Origin of the sequence: Variovorax humicola (assembly GCF_037889915.1) — a bacterium.
Taxonomy (GTDB): Bacteria; Pseudomonadota; Gammaproteobacteria; order Burkholderiales; family Burkholderiaceae_C; genus Variovorax; species Variovorax humicola.
In genome coordinates, this window is record NZ_JBBKZV010000002.1 from 553,437 (window position 1) to 575,452 (window position 22,016).

The following is a 22,016-nucleotide window of genomic DNA, read 5'->3' on the forward strand; positions in this document are numbered from 1 at the left end:
ACGCCGAAGCCAGCACGGAGCCGTCGATGGCCACCACCAACCGATCGACCCTGGGCGCGCACATTCCCCAAGTGACGGCACGCGCCAAGGTGCTGGGGCGCGCGGTCTACGCGGGCGACATCAAGGTGGCGGGCATGCTGCACGGCAAGGTGCTGCGCAGCCCCTATCCGCATGCGCGCATCGTCTCCATCGACACCTCGGAAGCGCTTGCGCTGCCGGGCGTCAAGGCGGTCGTTACCGGCATGGACACACCTCGCGCCATGTGGGGGGTGCATCGCAAGGAGCGGCGCATCCTGGCCGAAGGCGTGGTGCGCTTCGCGGGCGAGGAAGTGGCCGCGGTCGCGGCCACGACGGAGGAAATCGCCCGCGATGCACTGGACCTGATCCGCGTCGAATACGAGGAACTGCCGGCGATCCTCACGCCCGACGAAGCGCTCGACGAGGAAGCGCCCGGCGTGCATCCTGGCCGCGACAACGTCGCGCACGAGATCCGCTTCGAACGCGGCGACGTCGAGGCCGGCTTCGCATCGGCCCACGTGGTGCACGAGGCCACCTACGAAACGCACGCGCAGTACCCTGGCTACCTGGAGCCGATGGGCACCGTGGCCAGCATCGACCCCGAGGGCCGGCTCGTCGTGTGGACCTCGACGCAATCGGTGACGCAGGCACGCCTGCGCCTGGCCGCCGCGCTCGAACGCCCGGTCTCCAGCATCCGCGTGAGGCAGGCGACCACCGGCGGCGGCTTCGGCGGCAAGCTGGTGGAAGACGCCAACAACCTCGTCGCCGGCCTGCTGGCAGTGAAGACCGGCAGGCCGGTGCGCGTGGTCAACAACCGGCTGGAAGACTTCCAGGCGGCCTGTTCCAGCGTGCCCGAGCGCATCACCCTGCGCCTGGGCATGGACCGCGACGGACTCATCGTGGCCAAGGACGTGCGCATCGTCGCCGAATGCGGCGCCTACTGCGGACTGGCGAGCGAAGTGATGCACGTGAGCGCCATGCGCAGCGACAACATGCACCGCAACCCCAACGTGCGCTCGCATGCCACGCTGGTCTACACCCACACGCCGCCGCATGGCGCCTTCCGCGGCTTCGGCGGCACGCAGATGCTGTTCGCGCTCAACAGCCACATCCACACGATGGCCGGCATGCTGGGGCTCGACCCGGTGGACATCCACAAGCGCAATGCCATCGGCCAGGGCGAAGTCTCGGTGCATGGATGGCAGATCGGCAGCACCGGGCTGGTCGAGTGCATCGACCAGGCTACCGAGGCCATCGGCTGGCAGGCCAAGCGGGCGGCAGCAAGATCCTCCACAGGCCCGAAGCGCCGCGGCATCGGCATGGCCGCGGCCATGCACGTGAGCGGCAACCGCACCATCGGCAACTGGGACGGCTCCACCGTGGTCGTCAAGATCAACGAGGACGGCCGCGTGTTCATCCAGAGCGGCGAGTGCGACATGGGCCAGGGCGCGATGACCATGCTGAGCCAGGTCGTCGCGCACGAGCTGGACCTGCCGCTGGCACACGTGCACGTGCTGCCGCCCGACACCGACACGTCGCCGATCGCCATCGGCTCGCTGGCCTCGCGCGTGACCATCGCGGGCGGCAACGCGGCCATCGTCGCGGCGCGCATGGCGCGCGACAAGCTCTTCGCGCTCGCGTCGCGGCAATGGAGCGTGCCCGTCGAGCAGTTGAGGATCGGCGACGGCGCCGTCTTCCTGGCAGATGCGCCCGATCGCCGCGCGACCATCGCCGAGCTGGCCAGGCTGCACGTCTGGCGCGACGGCGGCGAAGGCATACAGGTCAGCGGCTCCTGGGACGCGAAGACCGTCATGCACGATGACAAGGTCTACGGCAACATCGCGCCGGCCTATTCCTTCGCGGCGCAGGCCGTGGAAGTGGAAGTCGACACCGAGACCGGCCAGGTCACCGTGCTCGACAGCTACGTGGCCGACGATTGCGGCAAGGCGCTGAACCCGGTCGCGATCCACGGCCAGACCAACGGCGCCACCGTGCAGGCCTTCGGCTGGGCGCTCTACGAGCAGATGCAGTTGGACGGCGGCCGCCTCATGAACGGCAACTTCGCCGACTACACGATGCCCACCGCCGACGCGGTGCCGATGCTGCGCGGCGGCTTCGTCGAATCGAACGACCCCAACGGCCCCTACGGCGCCAAGGGCGCGAGCGAGACGGCCATCCTGCCCGGCGCGCCGGCCATTGCCAACGCGGTGTTCGACGCGGTCGGCGTGCGCATCACCGCACTGCCGATCACCCCCGAGAAAGTCCTCGCCGCGCTGCGTGCGCGCCGGGAACAGGAGAAGCGCGATGCGTGATTTCGACTACCTCGAGCCGGACTCGGTCGACGAAGCCAGCCGCATGCTGGGCGACCTCGGCGACGACTGCCGCGCGATCGCCGGCGGCACCGCGTTGATGCTCGGCATGCGCCAGCGCATGCTGGCGCCGACGCACCTCGTCTCGCTGGCGCGCCTGCAGGCCCTGCGCGGCATCGACTTCGACGAACGCAACGGCCTGCGCATCGGCGCGCTGACGCGCCATGCCGACGTCGCCAACTCGCCGCTGGTGCGCACGCACTATCCGGTGCTGGCGAGCATGGCTTCGCGCATGGCGAATCCACAGGTGCGCAACCAGGGAACGATCGGCGGCAACCTCTGCTATGCCGATCCGTCGACCGACCCGCCGGGCTGCCTGATGGCACTCGATGCCCAGGTCGTGCTCGGCAGCTCGCGTGGCGAGCGTGTGCTGTCGATCGAGGAATTCCTCGTCGACTACTACGTGACGGCGCTGGAGCCCGACGAGATGGTGGTCGAGATCCGCGTGCCGCCTCTGGCCCAGGGCACCGCCGGCATCTATTCGCGCTTCCTGCGCACGGCGGCCGAGCACCGGCCGCTTGCCAGCGTCGCATTCATCGCGCGGCGCGATGGCGCGCTGTGCCGCGAAGCCAGGCTCGCGGTCGGCGCGTCCACCCCCATCCCCACCCGGCTGCGGCGCGCCGAGGCCTTCCTCGAAGGCCGGACCGTCACGGCCGACACCGCGGCCGAGGTGGCCGACATCGTGGCGGCCGACATCGTGCCGGTGTCGGACACGCGCGGCTCGGCGGATTTCCGCCGCGACATGGTGCGTGTCGTCGCGCGCCGCACCGTGGCCGAGCTGTTCGGCCTGGAACACATCGAGGAAGCCCTGCAATGAGCCACCACCGTATCGAATGCACCGTGAACGGCGAGGCGCACAGCGTCGACGTGCCATCGCGCCGCCTGTTGTCCGACTTGTTGCGCGACGACCTTCACCTCACCGGCACCAAGCGCGGCTGCGAGACCGGCATCTGCGGCGCCTGCTCGGTGCTGGTCGACGGCGAGGTCGTCAAGTCGTGCCTGATGCTCGCCGTGCAGGTACAGGGCCGCGCGGTCTCGACCGTCGAGGGACTTGCCAGCGGCGACGAGCTCCATCCATTGCAGGACAGCTTCATGCAGTGCGGCGGCCTGCAATGCGGCTACTGCACGCCGGGCCTGCTCATGACCTCGTGCGCGATGCTGAAGCACAACCCCGAGCCGACCGTCGACGAAGTGCGCCATGGCCTCAGCGGCAACCTGTGCCGCTGCACCGGCTACACGCAGATCGTCGAATCCATCCTGACTGCTGCGGAGAAGATGCGTGGAAATTGAAAAGACATTGACCGTCGCGGCCGACCCGCAACGCGTGTGGGCCCTGCTGCTCGACCCGCAGGTGATGGGCGGCTGCGTGCCCGGCATGAAGTCGATCGACGTCGTCAGCGACGTCGAGTACGTGGCGGTGATGCACGTGAAGATCGCCTTCATCAACGCCAAGTTCAAGCTGCGCACCACCATCGTGGAGCAGCGCGCGCCAAGCTACCTGCGCACCGAAGGCACGGGCGAGGACGCCTCGGTGGCCAGCTCGCTCAAGCAGCAGAGCGAGATCTTCCTCACGCCCACGGCCGACGGCGGCACCGAGCTGCGCATCAAGGTGCAGGTCGACGTGCTGGGCCGGCTGGGCACGTTCGGACTCAGCGTCATGAAGACCAAGGCCGACCGGATGTGGGAGGAGTTCGGCGCGAACCTCGCGGCGCGAATCGATGGCGGGGTTGCCGTGCCTGCGGTGACGGCGGGGACTGCGGTGACGACAGTGCCAGCAGTGCCCGCAGTGGCAGCAGTGACGGTAGCTGCGGGAGCGGCGACACCTGCGGGAGCTGCCATCATCGCCGTCCCTGCGCCTGCGCCTTCGGCAATGCCCGCACCTTCGGCTGCGGCGGCACTTTCGACCGCACCCGCAAAGGGGTCGATGCCAACGGCGGCACCGACCTCTTCGGAGCGCGTAGTACCCGCGCGCGCGGCGACTCCGCGGCAGGTCGAGGCGACCTTGCCCGACGCCAGCCCCGGCTGGTGGTCGCGCCTGACGGGCGCCCGGTCCGGCAGCGGCGCGAACGTCGCCGCGAACGGCCGCTTCATCCACATCGAAGTACGCCAGCTCGACAAGACCATCAGCATCGACTGGCCGCTGGAGAGCGCAGACCAGTGCAAGGCATGGCTGCGCGAACTGGTGCAGTGAAGGGTTCGCGGCCCGCGCCGGCGAGCCCGCCGCGACGGCCCGAACCGCGACTAAACTTGCCGCGATTCGCCGCCGCAGAACCATGACCCGCAACGCACCCATCGACCCCTCCCTCGTCGCCGCCTTCGCACCCCATGGCGTGCTGCGAGCCTCCATCAACCTCGGCAACCCGATCCTCGCGAATCGCGACAAGACGAACGGCGAGCCCGTCGGCGTGTCGGTCGACCTGGCGCGTGCGCTCGGCAGGCGGCTCGGCGTGGGCGTCGAGCTGGTGGTGTTCGACAAGGCGGCGCAATCCGTCGATGCGGTGAAGAGCGGCAAGGCCGACATCGGTTTCTTCGCCATCGATCCCGCGCGCAGCGAAGGCCTGAGCTTCACCGCGCCCTACGTGCTCATCGAAGGCTCCTACCTGGTGAAGCAGGACTCCTCGCTCCAGGACAACGCGGAAGTGGATCGCGATGGCCTGCACATCGCCGTCGGTTCGGGCAGCGCCTACGACCTGTTCCTGACCCGCGAAATCAAGCACGCAACCATCGAACGCATCGTCCATGTGCCGGACGTGCTCACAGCCGTGCAGCAAGGCCGTGTCGATGTCGCAGCGGGCATCCGCACGATGCTGGAAGGCTGGGCTTCGCAGCATCCCGGCTTGCGCCTGTTGCCGGGCCGTTTCATGGTGATCCAGCAGGCCATGGGCATGCCGGCCGATCGCGGACCAGCCGCTGCCGCAGCGCTTGCCGCGTTCGTCGAGGACATGAAGGCCGCCGGTGAGGTAGCGGCGTCATTGGCTCGCCACGGCATCGTGGGCGGGACAGTGGCGCCTGCGGCGAGCTGAGAGACACCACGTAGCGTCGGCCTGTCACGCGCCAATCACGCCGCCGTCAGTCAGCGCGGTTCAGAGGCCGAGCGCGCTGCACATCGCCGCCGGCGACAGGCGCTCCGGCGGATTCGGCCAGCCACCATCGAGCAACTCGACCATCTTCGCGTTGCGCGGCGCGTTGCGGCCATGCGCCAGCGCGAGGCGCACCACCTCGCCACACAACGCATCGACCTCCGTGCGCCGCCCCAATGCCAGGTCATCGGCCATGCTGGAGCGCGCCTTGGCATCGATCTTCAGCATGCGCGCCGCGACGATGCGGAACAGCCAGTTCGGCAGGCGCAGCAGCGTGGGCAGGCGCCGCGCGGGCACGGCAGCCACCTGCGCCGGCTCGATGCCGGCCGCCTCCAGCGCCATGATCGCTTCCTCGATCAGCGCCGCGAAGGACCGCCGGTAGCCGTGCTGGAGCAGTTCGTCGCGCAACGGCAACCCCGACAGCGCATTGACCGGGTTGTTGAGGTTCAGCAGAAGCTTGCCCCATTGGACCGACAGCACGTCCGCGCGCAGGTCGAGCGGCACGCCGGCTTTTTCAAAGATGGCGGTCCAAGGCGTCAACGCGGTGTCATCCAGCGACATGAGCCGGCCAGTGGTACCGCGATGGAATGCACCCGGCGACAACTCGGCCACGTTGTACGGAACCATCGCGGGCAGCACCTTGAGCGTCGGCGCCGCGGCCGTGGCGACTGCCGCGTTCGAAATGCCGTTCTGCAGGGAGAGCACCAGCGTGCCCGCCGGCAAAGCCGCACCGAGTTCGGCCGCGGCCTCCGCCGTGGCGCCGCTCTTCACGCACAACAGGACAACCGATGGCGCCGCTCCCGCCGGCACGGCTTGCACGAGCTGGATGCCGCTGGCTTCCACCTTTCGCCTGGCGCCATCGAGATCCGTCAGCGTGAGTCCGTTCCGCGCGATGGCATCGAGCACGCGCGGACGACCGACGAGCGTCACCGGAACACCCGCGGCCGCAAGGCAGCCACCGACGTAGCAGCCGATGCTGCCTGCACCCATGACGAGCACCGATCCTGCCGTCATGTCAGGCGCCTTCAAACCGCGCGTTCGGCCACCCAGCCCCGGACCGACTGCAGCGCAGCAGCCAGGCCGCTCGCATCGGTGCCGCCGGCCATGGCCATGTCGGGCTTGCCGCCGCCCTTGCCGCCCACTTGCTGCGCGACGAAGTTGACCAACTCGCCGGCCTTGACCTTGCCCATGGTGTCGGCCGTGACACCGGCCGCGAGCTGCACCTTGAGGCCGTCGACGGTGGCCAGCACGATGGCAGCGGTCTTGAGCTTGTCCTTGAGCTTGTCCATGGTGTCGCGCAGCGTCTTGGCATCGGCGCCATCGAGCTTGGCGGCGAGCACCTTGATGCCGTTCACGTCGACGGCTTGCAGCACCAGTTCATCGCCCTTCGAAGATGCGAGCTTGCCCTTGAGCGCACCGACTTCGCGCTCCAGCGCGCGCACCTGGTCGAGGACTTGCGTGAGGCGGCCCTGCAGTTCGGCAGCCGGCGCCTTGAGTGTTTGCGCAGCCGCCTGCACCGTCGATTCGAGGTCTTGCAGATAGGCGAGCGCGTTGGCGCCCGTGATGGCTTCGACACGGCGAATGCCGGCCGCGACGCCGCCTTCGCTGACGATCTTGAACAGGCCGATGTCGCCGGTGCGCGAGACGTGCGTGCCGCCGCAGAGTTCGCGGCTGCTGCCGATGTCGAGCACGCGGACGGTCTCGCCGTACTTCTCGCCGAACAGCATCATGGCGCCGGTCTTCTGGGCCGATTCGATGTCCATCACGCGGGCTTGCGTCGCCTGGTTCGCGAGGATCTCGGCATTGACGCGCTTCTCGATCTCCAGGATTTGCGCCTGCGTGACCGGCGCGTTGTGCGTGAAGTCGAAGCGCGTCTTGTCGGCATCGACCAGCGAGCCCTTTTGCGTCACGTGCTCGCCGAGCACCTCGCGCAATGCCTTGTGCATCAGGTGGGTCACGCTGTGGTTGCGCATGGTCGCCGCACGGCGCGCACCGTCGACCGCCGCCTTGACCGTGTCGCCGACCTTCAGCGTGCCTTGCGTCTGCGTGCCGTGGTGGCCGAACACGTCGGCCTTGATCTTCTGCGTGTCCTCGACGCCGAACTGCACGCCCTCGGCGCTCAGCACGCCCTGGTCGCCAACCTGGCCGCCGCTTTCCGAATAGAACGGCGTGCTGTCGAGCACGACGATGCCGGGCTGGCCTTCCTTCAACTCATCGACCGAAGCGCCTTCGAAGTAGAGCGCCACGACCTTGGCGCTTTCTTCCAGGTGCTCGTAGCCGGTGAAGGTGTTGCCTGCGCCGGTGTACTCCACGGCGCGGTCCATCTTGAACTTGCCGGCTGCGCGGCCTGCGGCCTTCTGCTTTTCCATTGCGGCGTTGAAGCCGGCTTCGTCGACAGCCACGTCGCGCTCGCGGCAGACGTCAGCGGACAAATCCAGCGGAAAGCCGAAGGTGTCGTGCAGCTTGAACGCCACTTCACCGGGCAGCACCTTCGCACCGCCGGCCAGGGCTGCGTCGAGGATTTCCATGCCATTGGCCAGCGTCTCGAAGAAACGCTCTTCTTCAGCCTTCAGCGTGGAGGTGATGCGCTTCTCGTCGGCCACCAGCTTGGGATAGGCGTCGCCCATCAGCACCACCAGATCGGGCACCAGCTTGTGGAAGAACGGCTTCTTCTGGCCCAGCTTGTAGCCGTGGCGGATGGCGCGGCGGATGATGCGGCGCTGTACGTAGCCACGGCCTTCGTTCGACGGGATCACGCCGTCAGCCACGAGGAACGCGGTCGCGCGGATGTGGTCGGCGATCACGCGCAGGCTCTTGTTGTCGAGGTCGCTCGTACCGGTCTCGCGCGCCGCGGCCTTCACCAGCTTGTCGAAGATGTCGATCTCGTAGTTGCTGTGCACGTGCTGCAGGATCGCGGCCAGCCGCTCCAGTCCCATGCCGGTGTCGACGCAGGGCGCGGGCAGCTTCTTCACGCTGCCGTCGGGCTGCATGTCGAACTGCATGAACACGTGGTTCCAGATCTCGATGAAGCGGTCGCCGTCTTCATCCGGGCTGCCGGGCGGGCCACCGGGAATGTGCGGGCCGTGGTCGTAGAAGATCTCGGAGCACGGGCCGCAGGGGCCGGTGTCGGCCATCATCCAGAAGTTGTCGGAGGCGTACTTGGCGCCCTTGTTGTCGCCGATGCGGATCACGCGTTCGGGCGGCAGGCCGATCTCCTGGGTCCAGATGTCGTAGGCCTCTTCGTCCTCGTGGTAGACCGTGGCCAGCAGGCGCTCGGCCGGCAGCTTGTAGACCTGCGTGAGCAGTTCCCAGCCCCACTTGAGCGAGTCACGCTTGAAGTAGTCGCCGAAGCTCCAGTTCCCCAGCATCTCGAAGAAGGTGTGGTGGCGCGCCGTGTAGCCCACGTTCTCCAGGTCGTTGTGCTTGCCGCCGGCGCGCAGGCAGGCCTGCACCGAGGCAGCGCGCACGTAGGGGCGCTTGTCTTCGCCGAGGAACACGTCCTTGAACTGGACCATGCCCGAGTTGGTGAACATCAGGGTCGGGTCGTTGCCCGGCACGAGCGGGCTGGAGGCCACCACCGTGTGCCCCTTCGATGCAAAGAAGTCGAGGAATGACTTGCGGATGTCGGCGACGGAAAAAGTGGGCTGGATCATCGGGACTCGGCTTCAAGACGCCAGGTGCAGGAACACACCTAACTGGTTGATTTTTTTGAACATTCGATTATAGGTTTCGCCCCTGGGCAGACAGCCCGCGCGCGACGCTTCGGGCCTGGCCATGCAAGCCGGGCCACCGCCCATTGGCGCCGCGTGAAATTAACACTTTCGCCGCGCGTATCGAGGAAGGGAAATATCGCTCCCCCGATGTCCAGCACTCCGAGGGCCCGCGCATCGATGAAGTGTCCGAGCGCATCCACCCGTCCCGTTCCGGCGACGGCATCTACTTCCCCGGCCCATCCCCGCACATGAGTCGCCAGGAGCGCGACCGGGCGCCAGGCAACGGAAAGTCGGTGTCACAGGACGTCGACATCTGCACCTCAGTCACCTTGCGGGCGCGGCGCACCACTGCCGCACCGGCGCCTGTCGGCGGCAGCTATTTCGCCTGGAGGGCGACCTTCAGTTCGGCCGACATCGGAATGCCGAGGGTCTTGGCCTTTCCGCCCAGCGAAATCGGTTTCACGAACCACTTGTCGTACCAGTCGTTCGCCTTGCCCGAGGTGACGGCGTTGGCGATCACGCCGTTCACCAGCGCCGTCATCCCCGCGTCGTCCTTGCGGAAGGCAATGGCAATCGACTCCGTCGACAACCGCTGCGGCAGCAGCGCGTACTGATCGGAATTGGCAACGCTGGCCATCTGCAACACGAGCGGTACCGTGTCGCGCGCATAGCCTTGCACCCATCCAAGCTGCAACTGGCTGAACGCCGCGTCGGGGTTCAGCGCGGCCTCGATCTTCCATGACCCCGGCTTCTTCTGCCGGTAGGCATCCAGCGCGTCGGAGGTGGTTGTGGTCTTGATCACGACGAGCTGCTTGCCGTCGAGTTGGTCCACGTTTTCAATGCCGTCCTTCTTGCGCACGGCGATGCTCACGCCATCGAAAAAAATCGGTTTCGAGAAAGAGACCAGCGCGCGGCGCTCGGGCGTATCGGAGGTGTTGGCGCACAGCAAGTCGACCACACCGTCGTTGACGAATTTCATCACGCGATCCACGTCGACGGATCGCATGTTGACGCGCAGGTTCGGCACGCTTTGCCTGATCTGCGCGACGACAGCGTTGCAGTATTCGATGGCATAGCCCGCGGCGTTCTTTTGCCCGTCGGTAAATGAAAACGGCGCGGCGTCATCGCGGTAACCCACGGTGATATGGCCCTGGCGCTTGATTTTCTCCAGCGCCGTCTCGGCATGCGCGGCACCAGACGAAGCCAGCCAGGCTGCGGCAATCGCCACGGGAATGGATGCGCGCCACAGGTGGTTGAATTTGGCGTCGATCATTTTGGACATCGCTCTCTCCTCCTTGTTGTAAACATTGAATGCCGGGGAAACATTAACAGTTGTTTACAAGCTTGAGCAACACCCTTGCCTCAAAAACTCGCCGCCAATCCGAGCGAAAAGCCCGAAACGTTGTTCCCAAACACATACCGGAGCACTGCCCGCAGGCGCGTGACGAAAACTTCGTGTGCGCTGGTGTCCAGTTCGAGCCCGAGGCCCAGGGTGGTCAGCCGATCGAAGCCCAGGATGTCCGCCTGGCTGCCCAAATACCGGGAGTGCGAAAACTCCAGCACGTAGCGCAGCGGCCGATCGAGCGCCTTCATCCCTGTGGGTGCGCGGTAGCGGGCCCAGACATTGGCCGTCCGCGCCGATGCGCTGCCCTGCAAGGAGGGGTTGTCCATCCCGTAGGTCTTCAGCTGGATGTCGCTGTAGCGCAGTTCCACGTCGACTTCATAGTTCTCGCGGTAGTGCTCCCAGTCGAGCATGAGGGAGCCGCCCAGGCCGTAGGCATCGAGGCGGCCGCCATTGATGAACTCGATCTGCCGGTCGGTGATGTGATTCAGATAGGCCTGCGCAACCCGGAGATCACTGGCCACGGTGCCCAGCGAGAAGTTGAAGATCGGCCGAAAAGCGAGTTCCGACGTAATCGGAAAATCCCAGCCGATACCGCCCGTACCGGTCAGGGTGTTCCACTTCGCGGGCAACCGGCGCGTTTCAGTGCCGTCGCTGGCGACGAAGACCGGGTCGTAGCGACTGTAGGCCGCCGCGCCCTCCAGGTAGAGCGGCACGGACTTGCTGAGTGTGAAGCCGCCACCCAGTTGCGTCATGAAGATGCCCGTCTTCTCGCCACTGGCGCTCTTGATCGAGAGGCTGCTTGACGTGAGGTCCGGCACCACCGAATACGCCATCAGCGCCAGCACGCCATTGGCCTGCTCCTGCACCCTTGGCCCCAGGATCCTGAGGTTCTGCGCGAACACGCCCGCCGGGGCCCACGCGAACGCGGCCATTGCCAGACCGCACCACAAACGAACAGACATTCTTGAACTCACCCTGGAGATTTGTTTTGATTTTCGGACCGGCATGCTACTGGCATGCCGCAAGCAAGCACGCAGTTCATGGCCTGGCGCGTCATGTTGCACTCGTCTGAAAGCTCGGCCGGTCGCAGGCTCCCGGGCCTCGGGCGTCGGGCCTCAGGCTCGGGCTCGGGCTCGGGCCTCGCGGATCTTTGGCGTAAAGTATTTGTACTGTTGCTGTTGCGTACAGATTTTTTGCGCGAGGAGTGTGCCATGAGCGAAGCCGGTTCATCCACGGAACAAGAGGTCATCCGCGTCGGCCAGATCGAGATCCGCTACCTGCACGAGGCCGGCAGCGGCCGGCAAATGGGCTGCTTCGAAATGCGGGTGCCGCCGGGCTCCAACGTGCCGCCGCCCCACAGCCATTCGGCCAACGAGGAACTCGTGTACGCCCTGGAAGGCACCTTGCGCTACTCCGTGGGCGACGAGACGCGCGACCTGCGGCCCGGCGACTCGATGACCACCCCGCGCGGCGTGGTCCATGCCTTCAGCAACCCGCATGCTGTCGAGGCGCGTGCGTTGGTGATCAACACGCCGGACATCGGCGCAGCGTACTTTCGCGAGGTCGGCGCGATCATCGGCGCTGGCGGACCGCCGGACAAGGCGAAACTTATGGCGACGATGCAGCGTTTTGGCCTGGTGCCCGCCGCGCCACCGGCCTGATCGCCAGCGAACGAGCGCGGCACCCTTCCCGCCCGGCCCCGGTCAATGCGCGCCGAGCACCCGATACAGGATCAGCAGGCAGGACGCAATGACGACCACCCCCGTCAGCCCGGCGCCGGCCTGGCGCGGCATGGTCGGGCCCAACGAACGGCTCAGGCCGAACGCGTTGGCCAGCCGCGCGATCAACAGCGCCACGCCGAGCACGTGAATGATCGTGATGGGCGTTCCCACCACTTCCGCGAGCACGATCAGCAGCAGGGCCAGCGGTGCATGCTCGGCAAAGTTGCCATGCGCCCGGATCGCCTGCGCCAGTCGCGCGTTGCCGCCGTCGCCGGCCTGGACACCGGATTTCACACGATTCAGGATCACGCGCACGGTCAGGACGAACGCAAGCAACCCGATGAGCGCGGCATAGAGGGCCGAAACGGCCGGAACGTTGGTGGACATAGGTAGCCTTTCGGTGTTGTGTGCAACCCCGACGATCGGGGTCACTCCATGACGTCGCGGCCCACGGCCTTTCGACAGGCCGACCGCGGATTCCTTCGAATTCCATGACTACGGCTGACGAATGCCCCGCGCCGATTCGTCCCGTCGCACGATTTCATCGACCAGCGCGGAGAACTGCCTCGCCAGCACGCTGCGCACCACCAGCGCGCCGACGACGGGCGGCACCGGAAAGTCCGGAATCAGCCGCCCTGAATAGCTGAGCCGCACGACGCCCGCGGGCAGGCGCTCCACCGCATAGACACCGTCGAACTCCTTGACGTTGCCGCTGACAGCGCGCGCCACGATCCGCCGTTGCGGCGACTCGACCACCTCCATGCGCACCTCGACGGCCTGACGAAACAGCAGGAAGCGAAACTGGCCCTTCTGCTCGACGAGCAACTTGTCGCCATTGCGCTCCAGCACCCGCGATGCGCTCATGTCCGGGATGAAGTCGGCGAGATTGTCGTAGTCGGTGATGGCGTCCCAGACCGCGCGCGCTTCGACCTGCATGTCCGCCGACGCGGCCACGGTGATGAGGTTGCCCTGCCCCGCCGTCTCGATGCTGATTTGGGAAGGCGAAGGCGAAGGCGCCGGCACCTGCGCCTGCAGGCTGGGGGCCATGGCGAGGATCAGGACGGCCGCAGCCATGCGCGCACACTGTCCGGGCCGCATCCGCTTCATTCGGGTGGGCTGCTTGCACGAACCGCGAAGCGCAGGCTCAGCCGGTCTTGCACCTGCACGGCACCACCCAGAATCGAGAAGGGCGCGATCCCGAAGTCCGATTGGTTGAACTCGATCAGCCCGCTCGCGCTGACTTCGCCAGGGCTGATCTCCAGCATCACCGGCACGACCAGATTTCGCTGGACGCCGTGCAGAGTGATCGCGACATCCAGCGTCGCCCTGCTTTCCATTTTGTCGACGGTATCGATGCGGATGAGTGCGAACGGAAATCGCTGCGTTTCGAGCACCATGGCGTGCATGTTGTCGCGTGTGCCGGCGATGTCGGCTTCACCTGGTTGCGTGTCGAACCCCGCCTGGGCCCGCAGCGCCGGTTCGTCGACCGTCAACTCGGTCAGCGGCACGAACAGGTCAGCGCGCCCCGCGTCCGGTGCCACAAAGCCTTGCACCCCGTGGCTGGCGACAACGTGGTCGTGGCCGAAGCGCGCCAGCGATCCGCCGCGGCGCACCGTGATGACGACCACCGATCGCGCAGGATCGACGCGATACACGCGCTTCCCCTGCGCGGTGGCCTGGGCATAGTCCTGCGTCGGAAAACCCTGCGGCGCCGGCTGCGCCGACAGGGCGCCCTTCTCGCGCACAGGCTGCGCACATGCCGCGACAAGCACGGCAAGGACGAGCACCACAAGGCGCGCGGCGCGCAGCATCGGGGCTCAACCGGCCTTGCGCAGCCGTACGCGGAATTTCACCGTCACGTCAGGGCCGATGACGTCCGTCGCGACCCACTCGCCGGTGCCAATGCCAAAGGGCGCCCGCTTGACCACGAACTGCCCTTCCATCGTGGCGGCATCGGCCGTGGCATTCCACGTGAAAGGCACCTCCACCGCTTGCTGTACGCCTTTCAATGCGAGCGTGCCGCGTGCCACGTAGCGGCCGGGTTGCGCCGCGCGAATCTCGGTGGCATGGAACTCGGCCTGCTGGTACTTGGCGAAATCGAACCACTCGGCGCCGGCGATGGCCTTGTTGATGTCGGCGCTCGCCATGTCCGCGCTCGCCACGCGGATGGTCACGTCCAGGCGGCCGTCCGCCGGCTTGTCCGGATCGAGGCTCAGGCGAACATCGAAATCCTTGAAGGTGCCCGGCGCGGCTGCCCCCTCGAAACTGGCGACGAATTCAAGCCGGCTGGCCGCGGGGTCGATCTTCCAATCGGCTGCGCAGGCAGGTTGAAGGGCGGCGCAAGTGAGCAGCGCGGCAATGCAGACAAGGTTTTTCATCTTGGATTGGCCCTGGTGGGCAGCATGCGGGTCAGCACATTGTCCCGTTGGATGAAGTGGTGCCGCAATGCCGCACCCACGTGAACGATGAGCAGCAGCGCCAGCGCGAGGCCCAGCGAAAAATGAACCAGGGCCGCAAGGCTGGCCGTGTTCTTGTCGGCCGCGACGATCGCCGGCAGCGGAAGCCGCCAGAAGATCCTGAACGGAATCCCCGCAGCGGAGTTGATGACCCATCCCGTGAGCGGAATGCCGAACATCAGCAGATAGAGCAATACGTGGCTCGCGTGCGCGGCCATGCGCTCCCACGCCGGCATGTCCGCGGGCAACGGTGGCGTTGGCGTCGCAAGGCGGCACAGCAGACGGATGACAACCAGCGCCAGCACCACGATGCCGGTGGACTTGTGCAAGACGAACAGCGTCAGCTTCGTCGGCGACAGGTGCCAGCTGGCGGCCAGCCAACCCAGCGCGAACTGGACGAAGATCAACAGGGCGATGAGCCAGTGCAGGAACTTCATCGCCGCGCTCCACGACATGCTCCCGCTCGGCTGGAGCGGGGCCGAGGGGCGGGAGCTGCCGGTGAGAAAGTGCGGTCGCATCGGTGCGGGTGTACAGCCTGGGGCCCAATTGCACAACACATGCGTTTCCCGCGCCGCAAGGTATGGGCAAAGCGCAACGCAGGGGCCGCTCCTGCGCTCGCACATGGCGACGGTGCCGGGGAGCCTGCCGTACCTGATCTCTGTCTACAGTTCCTTGCAGCACTCCTCCCACCAGTCGTTCAATGCATCGAGCGTGGAAATGGACGCTTGGGTTCGTCGATGTCCTTGCCTCATTTCTTGTGCGATAGTCTCGCCCCTTCGCCGAGATGCCCGTCCCCTTGCCTCGCCCGCCTTTGGAGTGTGTGATGACGCCTTATTCGCTTGCCGCCCTGTCCCTCGCCGTCACCTTGGTCTGCGCCGCGCCGGCCCAAGCCGACACGCTCAAGAAACCCGAACTCGACAAACTCGCCGCCATCGAACAAGCCACTCCATCCCCCGACTTCCAGGTCTTCCTGGACGCCGCGCTCAAGGCCAACCCGGCTCTGCAATCGGCCGTCACCGCCTACCGCGCGAAGACGCCACTTGCCGGCGACGACCTCGTCAACATCGGCCGCCTGCTCGGCCTGTGGAACCGGGCGCACAACCAACGCGCCGTGCTCGCCATGCTGGAGAAGATGGTCGAACTACCCACGGTTCGCGACGACAAGGTGCCGCCGCACCAGAGCCCCGCGATCATCGCGTTCGGCACGCTGCTCGAAGGCGCCGCGCGGGACTTCGGCCTCGCGTACCGCAACGTCGACAACCGCATTTTCGAAGTGAAATTGCCTGGTCGCGGCAACGATGAGTTCGGCATCCTGACGCACGCCGACGTGGTGCCCGTGACCGCCGACGAGTGGGTGCTGGACGACGGCCGCAAGATCGACCCGTTCAAGGTCACGCGTGTGGGCGATCTGCTCTACGGTCGCGGCACGATCGACGACAAGGGATCGATCGCGGCCACGCTGTTCGCGATGAAGACGGTCAAGGAAAGCGGCCTGCCGATCGAGCGAACCATCCGCCTGATGATCGAGACCACCGAGGAGACCGGCGGTGACGCGATGAAGTATTACCGCGAGAAGACGCCGCTGCCCGACTACAACATCGTGCTCGACAGCAAGTACCCGGCGGTCGTGGCCGAGAAGGGCTCCGGCGCGGTGAAGGTGTTCTTGCCCGTCGAACCCGCCAGCGCGAACATCACGGCCATCACGGCAATGGCCGGCGCCGCCGCGGCCAATGCCGTGCCGCAGACCGCGACCGCCACGCTCAGGGGCGGTGACTTGGCCGCTGTAGCGGCGAAGCTCGAAGCGGCCAAGCCGGCCTTCCTGCGAAAGCACGAAACGCAAGGTGGCAAGTTTGCGATCGACATCACCCCGGCCGCCGACAGCCTGGCCGTGAAGGTGACGGGCGTTTCAGCCCACGGATCGCGGCCGGAAGAAGGCGTCAACCCGCTTCCTCGCCTCGGCTTGTTCTTGCGTGATTCCGGCATCCCGCTCGCCGACAACCACTACGCGAAAGCGTTGCGCTACCTCGACGACCTGTACGGCACGGGCTACCTCGGCGAGAAGATGGGCGTGGGCTACCGGGATGACTTCATGGGCCCGCTAACGATATCTCCCAACCTGATCCGCGAGCGCGACGGCAAGCTGGAGGTCACTGCCAACGCGCGCATGCCACGCGGCCGCACGCCAGAGGCGCTCGTGGAATCCGTGAAGGCAAAGATCGACGCATGGGCTGCGGCGAACAAGGTGAAGCTGGAGGTCAGCTACGAGCAGGGCAACTGGATGGCGCGCGATCCGAAGGGCGCGTGGCTGTCGACGCTACTCAACGTGTTCGGCGACACCACGGGCTTGGAAGCGAAGCCTGTGGCCACGGCAGGCAGCACGACCGCGAAGCCGATGCCCAACGCGATCAACTTCGGCCCCGCAATGCCGGGCAAGAAGTACACCGCGCATAACGCCAACGAATTCAAGGAGGCGCAGGACCTCGACGCGGACATGCAGATGTTCACCGAGATGCTGGTGCGCATCGGCAACCTCAAGCAGATGCAGTGAGAAGCGGATGGGGCGCCTTGGAATGGCCCGCGGACGCGAGCCGCGCGTCAGTTCCGCGGCCGCTGGCTGACCCTGACCCGGTTTCCTTACCGCCTTCAAGTCGGATTTTCCGATGCCTGATCGCTCTGCATGGTGGCCCTGGTCCTCTGGTTCAGAGCGAATTCCTTGAGTGTTTTCCAGTCCACTAGCCGCGCGAGCAATGGCGCGCCAGGATCTCGTAGCGGACGGGGTTGGACCTGTGCGAACAGACCAGCAGGAACTCGTTCACCGGCCATGGGATCGCCGGGGGTTCCGGCGGAGGGATGGCGCCGCGGCACCTTCGCGCCAAGGTCAGGTGCGGGATCCAGCGGCCGCGTTCCGGCGCGAGTCCCGCACGAACGATCGGGCGTTTCAGGCGCTCGTGCAATTCGCGCAGGACTTCGTTCTCGTCGGGCCGCAACACCGCAACCGGATTGCGCCAGACCTCGGACCTTCGCAATGCCAGCGTCAGCGGGTGCATGGGCACTTCGGCGAGGCCTTCTTGCAACACGATTCGCTGCGCAGCCTCGACTTCTCCGAGGAAGTGCAGCGTCATGTGAATCCGCGCAAGTGCGGTCGGCCTGGCACCGCGCGGCCAACACCAATTCTTTCGATAGGCATCGATCGCCGATTGCACCGCGGGGTCCGGGAACAGGCCGAGAAAGAGACGAAGCCTGGGCACGGCTGCGGATGTCATGAATTCGACGTTACGCTTTCCGGCGCCGCGGGGACATCGTGGGATTTCCGGCGAGGCAGCGAATCAATGAAGGATCCTCAGGATCGACCCCATGGTCATCGAACTCACGCCAGGCTTTGAGCCGCCTGGTGTGCATTCATGGAATATCTCGGAGGTATCACTTCTACCCGTGGGTCACAGAGCATGCAACGTGTTTGGATGGGCGCGGCCTGCGGCGGGCCGAGAAGCAGAGAGTTGTCGATGGGACGATGGTGCTCGGTGAGCGCGACCTCAGTTCATTTCTTGAAAACTGGGCAGCGCTCAAGGCACTGACGAGAGCCAAGTAATTTTGCTCATCCGTCATAGACCGCTCGACGGATGGTGGCCGACGCGCACCGCGGCACCTCGTGATCGACGCGACGCCAGCGCTTGCCCGATCCGCACGATTCGCGGCGACGTTGCGTATGATCCAATCGTGCAGCGCGCCGCCGCGATCATCGGTTCCGCAATTTTCCTGGTCATCGCTCCGGGCACGCTCGCCGTGTACGTCCCTTGGTACCTCACGCACTGGCACTTCGCGCCTCCCCTCTTCCCGATCGCGCCCGTGCTCGGCGGCGCCCTGATCGTCGCCGGGTTGCCCATCCTGCTCGATTCGTTCGCTCGCTTCGCGTTGCAGGGCCTCGGCACACCGGCGCCCGTGATGCCTCCCAAGCGCCTCGTCGTCACCGGGCTCTATCGCTACGTCCGCAATCCGATTTACGTCGCAGTCACGGCGTTGATCGCCGGCCAGGGCCTCCTGTTCGGGAGCGTCACGGTGCTGGCGTACGGCGCGATCGTGTGGGCCGGATTCTTCTTGTTCGTTGTCGCCTACGAAGAGCCTGCGCTGGGCGAGCAGTTCGGCGACGAGTACAAGCACTACCGGGCGAACGTGAGGCGATGGTTACCGCGCCTCACCCCATGGCGCAGGTAGGTGGCAAGAACGCTGCGTGCGCGTCGTCGTCCAGCATCGCAGCCGCTACCGCTATCCGAGACCGGCGCTGCAGCTAAACCGGCGCTGCAGCCAAGCCAGGCCCCGTCCTCGACAATGGACATGCTTGATGCTTGGCGAGTCTGGTGCGCCAACCATGTCGCTCCCCTCGCATGCCATGGACAGATGCGAGTTCACGTTCTTCGGGCCGGACCAAGGATTCGACTCGCAATGGGAGTGGTGTACTCCAGTTGCTGCCAGTGGCGTTCGGCAAGGCAGCCCGACCCTGCGAGATCCAATTGAAACGTTCGGGATCTTTTCGAACGGACGGGGCCTGTTTTCATTTCTTTTCTTTTCTTGTCTGGAGCATTCTCTTGAAGCTTTTTCGTTTTGGCCATGTTCTGCTGGCCGCCATACTGGCGGCGCCGGCCGCCAGCGCCCAGAAGGTCGACTATGACCACCAGGAAGCCTGGAAGGCCATGCACGACAGTGCCCAGTCGCCCATCGACATCGAGAGCGCCAGGGCCAAGCCCGCCGATGCGCTTGAGCAGCAGGGCATTCGACTGCTCAGGATGCGCAGCGCTCTGGAAGCCGTGGACAACGGCCATGCCGTGGAAGTCGAGGTGAAGGGGCCTGAAGCCGTGATTCGCGGTCGGCACTTCGTGATGCAGCAGTTCCACTTCCACGTCGAGAGCGAACACACGTTGAACGGCAAGCATGCGCCGTTGGAAGGCCACTTCGTATTCAAGGCCACCGACGGTCGTCTGGCCGTTATCGCCGTGATGTACCGCGAAGGGGCCACGAATGCGCTGGCCAGCAAGCTGCTCGAGGCCATCGGCAAGGGCAGCAAGGCCGAGTTGCCGGCCACCGACATCTCGACCCTGCTGCCGAACAGCAGGGCGTATTACCACTACCTTGGCTCGCTGACCACGCCGCCGCTGACAGAGAATGTCGAGTGGTATGTGCTCAAGGATCCTGTAGCGCTGTCCAGCGCGCAACTGGACGAGTTCCGTCGCCACTACCCGCACAACAATCGCCAGATTCAACCGCTCAACGACCGACCGGTGACTGCCTACCCGGGACCTCGCAAGAGTTCCTGATGGGGCGGACGAGACGGCCTCTCAATCGGCGGCGGGTGCGCTTTCGGAGGTCGCAAAGGGATGTCCTGTCGGAACAGCCGGTAGAATTCACACCGGTCTGCGGGTGTAGTTCAATGGCAGAACGGCAGCTTCCCAAGCTTCATACGCGAGTTCGATTCTCGTCACCCGCTCCAGTCCGACCACCAGCAGCCTCGCACCTTGCGCAACCCGCACCGGGTGGCCTTCACTAGAGGCAGGTATTCCTCGCTGCATTTACCGATACCTTTGCGGGCCAGGCGTCCAAAGATCGCTGCCGACGAGATCGCCGTCAACCTGCAGATTGCTCGGGTCGCGGAGCCCACCTGAAAGTGCACCTGTTGTTGTGATTTTGACGACAGACAGGGCAGCGTTTTCCCCCAAAGTGCCACCGCCGTTCACTTCAGGCGCCGATGCGCGCATAGAGTGGTTTCCACGCGTGCACCGAGACGCGCGGACGCAGACATCCCGGACTGAAGCGAAAAGGCTCCCGATGATCGGACGACCCAGATTCCAGCAATTGAATGGCGAGGACGCACGGCTCCTTGCGTCGGAAGCGCCGCATGCGCGCGCGCATGCCACGCTGGTCCATATCTACGACCCCTCGACGGCGCCGGGTGGCATGGTCCGCTTCAAGGCGGTGCTGGCGCAGATCGAGAGTCGTCTGCACCTCGCGCCGCTGTTCCGGCAAAAGCTGCTTCACATGCCCATGGAGCTCGATCGGCCGTATTGGGTCGACGATGAAAGCTTCGACATCGAAGCGCACGTCACTCACTCGGCACTGCCCAAGCCGGGCGACTGGCGCCAGTTCTGCATCATGGCCTCGCGCATTCATGCGCGCGTGCTCGACATGGACCGCTCGCCCTGGGAGATCCATGTCATCGAAGGACTCGACATGCTGCCCGGCTTGCCGCCCGGCTGCTTTGCGCTGCTCACCAAGGTGCATCACACGCTCGTCGCCATGGACGGCAGCGACGGCATCACCGCGCTGATCCACGATCACACGGCCAAGGTCAGCATCCCCGAGCCGCCCGTGCCATGGTTCCCGCGGCCTGCGCCGCGTAGCGGATCGCTGTACCTGCGCCCTCGCCTCGGCACGCTCAGGGACCCGCCGACCTTCGCATGGCCTGTGATGCGCGCCTTCGAAGGCCTGTCGTCGATGTCGCGCGTGATGGCGCACGGGTTGCTTGAAGCGCCGGCTGCGACAGCCGTCACACGGTTCAATGCGGTCGTCTCCGCGCGCCGCATCTTCGAAACCCGGCTGTTCGACCTCGAGACGTTCCGCAGGATGCGCGAGCTGGCGCGGGACGCGGCCGTCAACGATTGCCTGCTCGCGGTCTGTGGCGGCGCGTTGCGGCGCTACCTGCAACACCACGGTGATCTGCCGGGACTGGACATGTCGGCGCTCGTCCCCTTCCTCAAGGTGGAAGCGACCGATCCCGGGTCGCAGCGCCACAAGATTGGCCGGGTCCGAGTCGACCTGGGCACCACGATCGACAACCCAGCCAAGCGCCTGGCGCACATCTGCGCGCAGACGTCCGACTTGCGCAGCCGCGCCGTGGGGGCGCGCGACCTGATCGACGGCGAAAAGCATTCGTCGTCGGCAACGCTGGCGCTGTCCGGCAAGGTATTGAGCATGGCGCAGTCGGACCAGCGCCAGGTGGCGCCCCTGGCCAACTGCTCGATCATCAACGTGCCCGGGCCCTCCGCACCGCTGTACCTTGTCGGCGCGCGACTCGCCCGCTTCACCGCCCTGATGCCGATTTGCGATGGCATGGGGCTGGTACTGGCAGCGACCAGCTACGACGGCGGGATGAACATCTCCGTCACCTCCTGCCGGGAGCAACTGGCCGATCCGGCGGTTTTCGCGCAGTGCCTGCAGGAGAGCTTCGACGAGTACGCGGCGGCGGCCGGGGCAAAGCGCGCGCATTCCGGAAACAGGCGCTCGGCCCGTGCCCTCGTCAAGTGAGCGACGAGGGAAAACGACCGA

The 22,016-nt window shown here is 66.0% G+C and carries 20 protein-coding genes and 1 tRNA gene; 11 read left to right on the plus strand and 10 right to left on the minus strand.

From position 1 onward, the window contains the following. Positions 1 to 26: 26 nt before the first annotated feature. The 5 genes from WKW80_RS06470 to WKW80_RS06490 all read left to right on the plus strand — a co-directional run bounded on the left by WKW80_RS06470 (position 27) and on the right by WKW80_RS06490 (position 5,410). Complete coding sequence (locus tag WKW80_RS06470) at positions 27 to 2,330, plus strand: xanthine dehydrogenase family protein molybdopterin-binding subunit (RefSeq protein ID WP_340362720.1); 2,304 nt, start codon at positions 27 to 29, stop codon at positions 2,328 to 2,330. Further along, entirely contained in the window at positions 2,323 to 3,204 is an 882-nt protein-coding gene (locus WKW80_RS06475; protein WP_340362721.1) for an FAD binding domain-containing protein, read from the plus strand. The genes WKW80_RS06470 and WKW80_RS06475 overlap by 8 nt, the downstream gene beginning before the upstream one ends. Beyond that, positions 3,201 to 3,677: a (2Fe-2S)-binding protein gene (locus tag WKW80_RS06480; protein ID WP_340362722.1), complete on the plus strand. Its 477-nt coding sequence runs from the start codon at positions 3,201 to 3,203 to the stop codon at positions 3,675 to 3,677. Before WKW80_RS06475 ends, WKW80_RS06480 begins: the two co-directional genes overlap by 4 nt. Beyond that, a complete protein-coding gene (locus tag WKW80_RS06485; RefSeq protein ID WP_340362723.1) occupies positions 3,667 to 4,578 on the plus strand; it encodes an SRPBCC family protein in 912 nt (303 codons plus the stop codon). The genes WKW80_RS06480 and WKW80_RS06485 overlap by 11 nt, the downstream gene beginning before the upstream one ends. 82 nt (positions 4,579 to 4,660) lie before the next feature. After that, positions 4,661 to 5,410: an ABC transporter substrate-binding protein gene (locus WKW80_RS06490; protein ID WP_340362724.1), complete on the plus strand. Its 750-nt coding sequence runs from the start codon at positions 4,661 to 4,663 to the stop codon at positions 5,408 to 5,410. A 60-nt stretch (positions 5,411 to 5,470) separates the two neighbouring features. Here the strand turns inward: WKW80_RS06490 and WKW80_RS06495 are convergent, their stop codons facing one another. From WKW80_RS06495 to WKW80_RS06510, 4 genes are all read right to left on the minus strand, one after another. Beyond that, positions 5,471 to 6,481: a 2-dehydropantoate 2-reductase gene (locus tag WKW80_RS06495; RefSeq protein WP_340362725.1), complete on the minus strand. Its 1,011-nt coding sequence runs from the start codon at positions 6,479 to 6,481 to the stop codon at positions 5,471 to 5,473. Between the two features lie 11 nt (positions 6,482 to 6,492). Continuing rightward, positions 6,493 to 9,120 carry an alanine--tRNA ligase gene (gene alaS, locus WKW80_RS06500; RefSeq protein ID WP_340362726.1) on the minus strand — a complete coding sequence of 876 codons (2,628 nt, stop codon included), beginning with the start codon at positions 9,118 to 9,120 and terminating at the stop codon, positions 6,493 to 6,495. 436 nt (positions 9,121 to 9,556) lie between these two features. After that, positions 9,557 to 10,462 carry an amino acid ABC transporter substrate-binding protein gene (locus WKW80_RS06505; RefSeq protein WP_340362727.1) on the minus strand — a complete coding sequence of 302 codons (906 nt, stop codon included), beginning with the start codon at positions 10,460 to 10,462 and terminating at the stop codon, positions 9,557 to 9,559. A gap of 80 nt (positions 10,463 to 10,542) precedes the next feature. After that, positions 10,543 to 11,487, minus strand: coding sequence for a hypothetical protein (locus tag WKW80_RS06510; RefSeq protein ID WP_422822854.1), 945 nt, complete (start codon positions 11,485 to 11,487; stop codon positions 10,543 to 10,545). Between the two features lie 249 nt (positions 11,488 to 11,736). On the opposite strand from WKW80_RS06510, the gene WKW80_RS06515 reads away from it, so the two are divergent. Continuing rightward, positions 11,737 to 12,186, plus strand: a complete 450-nt coding sequence (locus WKW80_RS06515) for a cupin domain-containing protein (RefSeq protein ID WP_340362728.1) — start codon at positions 11,737 to 11,739, stop codon at positions 12,184 to 12,186. A gap of 42 nt (positions 12,187 to 12,228) precedes the next feature. On the opposite strand, the gene WKW80_RS06520 is transcribed toward WKW80_RS06515, so the two are convergent. From WKW80_RS06520 to WKW80_RS06540, 5 genes are all read right to left on the minus strand, one after another. Beyond that, complete coding sequence (locus WKW80_RS06520) at positions 12,229 to 12,633, minus strand: MAPEG family protein (protein WP_340362729.1); 405 nt, start codon at positions 12,631 to 12,633, stop codon at positions 12,229 to 12,231. Positions 12,634 to 12,741: 108 nt separating this feature from the next. Beyond that, entirely contained in the window at positions 12,742 to 13,320 is a 579-nt protein-coding gene (locus WKW80_RS06525; RefSeq protein ID WP_340362730.1) for an SRPBCC family protein, read from the minus strand. A 29-nt stretch (positions 13,321 to 13,349) separates the two neighbouring features. Further along, positions 13,350 to 14,057 carry a YceI family protein gene (locus WKW80_RS06530; RefSeq protein ID WP_422822855.1) on the minus strand — a complete coding sequence of 236 codons (708 nt, stop codon included), beginning with the start codon at positions 14,055 to 14,057 and terminating at the stop codon, positions 13,350 to 13,352. Between the two features lie 6 nt (positions 14,058 to 14,063). After that, positions 14,064 to 14,624, minus strand: coding sequence for a YceI family protein (locus tag WKW80_RS06535; protein ID WP_340362731.1), 561 nt, complete (start codon positions 14,622 to 14,624; stop codon positions 14,064 to 14,066). Next, positions 14,621 to 15,139, minus strand: a complete 519-nt coding sequence (locus WKW80_RS06540; protein WP_340362732.1) for a cytochrome b — start codon at positions 15,137 to 15,139, stop codon at positions 14,621 to 14,623. The genes WKW80_RS06535 and WKW80_RS06540 overlap by 4 nt, the downstream gene beginning before the upstream one ends. Before the next feature lie 386 nt (positions 15,140 to 15,525). On the opposite strand from WKW80_RS06540, the gene WKW80_RS06545 reads away from it, so the two are divergent. After that, positions 15,526 to 17,250, plus strand: coding sequence for a dipeptidase (locus WKW80_RS06545; RefSeq protein ID WP_340362733.1), 1,725 nt, complete (start codon positions 15,526 to 15,528; stop codon positions 17,248 to 17,250). Between the two features lie 184 nt (positions 17,251 to 17,434). On the opposite strand, the gene thpR is transcribed toward WKW80_RS06545, so the two are convergent. Further along, positions 17,435 to 17,965 (minus strand): RNA 2',3'-cyclic phosphodiesterase, encoded by a 531-nt coding sequence (thpR, locus tag WKW80_RS06550; RefSeq protein WP_340362734.1) that lies wholly within the window; start codon positions 17,963 to 17,965, stop codon positions 17,435 to 17,437. A 454-nt stretch (positions 17,966 to 18,419) separates the two neighbouring features. Here thpR and WKW80_RS06555 point away from each other — a divergent pair, with 454 nt between their 5' ends. The 4 genes from WKW80_RS06555 (at position 18,420) to WKW80_RS06570 (ending at position 21,995) form a co-directional block, all read left to right on the plus strand. Then, positions 18,420 to 18,914: a methyltransferase family protein gene (locus tag WKW80_RS06555; protein WP_340362735.1), complete on the plus strand. Its 495-nt coding sequence runs from the start codon at positions 18,420 to 18,422 to the stop codon at positions 18,912 to 18,914. A 371-nt stretch (positions 18,915 to 19,285) separates the two neighbouring features. Beyond that, on the plus strand, positions 19,286 to 20,011 hold the full coding sequence (locus tag WKW80_RS06560; RefSeq protein WP_340362736.1) for a carbonic anhydrase: 726 nt from the start codon (positions 19,286 to 19,288) through the stop codon (positions 20,009 to 20,011). Positions 20,012 to 20,110: 99 nt separating this feature from the next. Further along, positions 20,111 to 20,184: transfer RNA gene (locus tag WKW80_RS06565), tRNA-Gly, on the plus strand. Positions 20,185 to 20,519: 335 nt separating this feature from the next. Continuing rightward, entirely contained in the window at positions 20,520 to 21,995 is a 1,476-nt protein-coding gene (locus WKW80_RS06570; protein WP_340362737.1) for a wax ester/triacylglycerol synthase domain-containing protein, read from the plus strand. Positions 21,996 to 22,016: the final 21 nt, after the last annotated feature.

What these genes read in the sequence shown, in the direction of transcription:
- WKW80_RS06470 (WP_340362720.1), top strand. Translation starts at nt 27, where the DNA reads ATGGCCACCACCAACCGATCGACCCTGGGCGCGCACATTCCCCAAGTG.
- WKW80_RS06475 (WP_340362721.1), top strand. Translation starts at nt 2,323, where the DNA reads ATGCGTGATTTCGACTACCTCGAGCCGGACTCGGTCGACGAAGCCAGC.
- WKW80_RS06480 (WP_340362722.1), top strand. Translation starts at nt 3,201, where the DNA reads ATGAGCCACCACCGTATCGAATGCACCGTGAACGGCGAGGCGCACAGC.
- WKW80_RS06490 (WP_340362724.1), top strand. Translation starts at nt 4,661, where the DNA reads ATGACCCGCAACGCACCCATCGACCCCTCCCTCGTCGCCGCCTTCGCA.
- WKW80_RS06495 (WP_340362725.1), bottom strand. Translation starts at nt 6,481, where the DNA reads ATGACGGCAGGATCGGTGCTCGTCATGGGTGCAGGCAGCATCGGCTGC.
- alaS (WP_340362726.1), bottom strand. Translation starts at nt 9,120, where the DNA reads ATGATCCAGCCCACTTTTTCCGTCGCCGACATCCGCAAGTCATTCCTC.
- WKW80_RS06505 (WP_340362727.1), bottom strand. Translation starts at nt 10,462, where the DNA reads ATGTCCAAAATGATCGACGCCAAATTCAACCACCTGTGGCGCGCATCC.
- WKW80_RS06510 (WP_422822854.1), bottom strand. Translation starts at nt 11,487, where the DNA reads ATGTCTGTTCGTTTGTGGTGCGGTCTGGCAATGGCCGCGTTCGCGTGG.
- WKW80_RS06515 (WP_340362728.1), top strand. Translation starts at nt 11,737, where the DNA reads ATGAGCGAAGCCGGTTCATCCACGGAACAAGAGGTCATCCGCGTCGGC.
- WKW80_RS06520 (WP_340362729.1), bottom strand. Translation starts at nt 12,633, where the DNA reads ATGTCCACCAACGTTCCGGCCGTTTCGGCCCTCTATGCCGCGCTCATC.
- WKW80_RS06525 (WP_340362730.1), bottom strand. Translation starts at nt 13,320, where the DNA reads ATGGCTGCGGCCGTCCTGATCCTCGCCATGGCCCCCAGCCTGCAGGCG.
- WKW80_RS06530 (WP_422822855.1), bottom strand. Translation starts at nt 14,057, where the DNA reads ATGCTGCGCGCCGCGCGCCTTGTGGTGCTCGTCCTTGCCGTGCTTGTC.
- WKW80_RS06535 (WP_340362731.1), bottom strand. Translation starts at nt 14,624, where the DNA reads ATGAAAAACCTTGTCTGCATTGCCGCGCTGCTCACTTGCGCCGCCCTT.
- WKW80_RS06540 (WP_340362732.1), bottom strand. Translation starts at nt 15,139, where the DNA reads ATGAAGTTCCTGCACTGGCTCATCGCCCTGTTGATCTTCGTCCAGTTC.
- WKW80_RS06545 (WP_340362733.1), top strand. Translation starts at nt 15,526, where the DNA reads ATGACGCCTTATTCGCTTGCCGCCCTGTCCCTCGCCGTCACCTTGGTC.
- thpR (WP_340362734.1), bottom strand. Translation starts at nt 17,965, where the DNA reads ATGACATCCGCAGCCGTGCCCAGGCTTCGTCTCTTTCTCGGCCTGTTC.
- WKW80_RS06570 (WP_340362737.1), top strand. Translation starts at nt 20,520, where the DNA reads ATGATCGGACGACCCAGATTCCAGCAATTGAATGGCGAGGACGCACGG.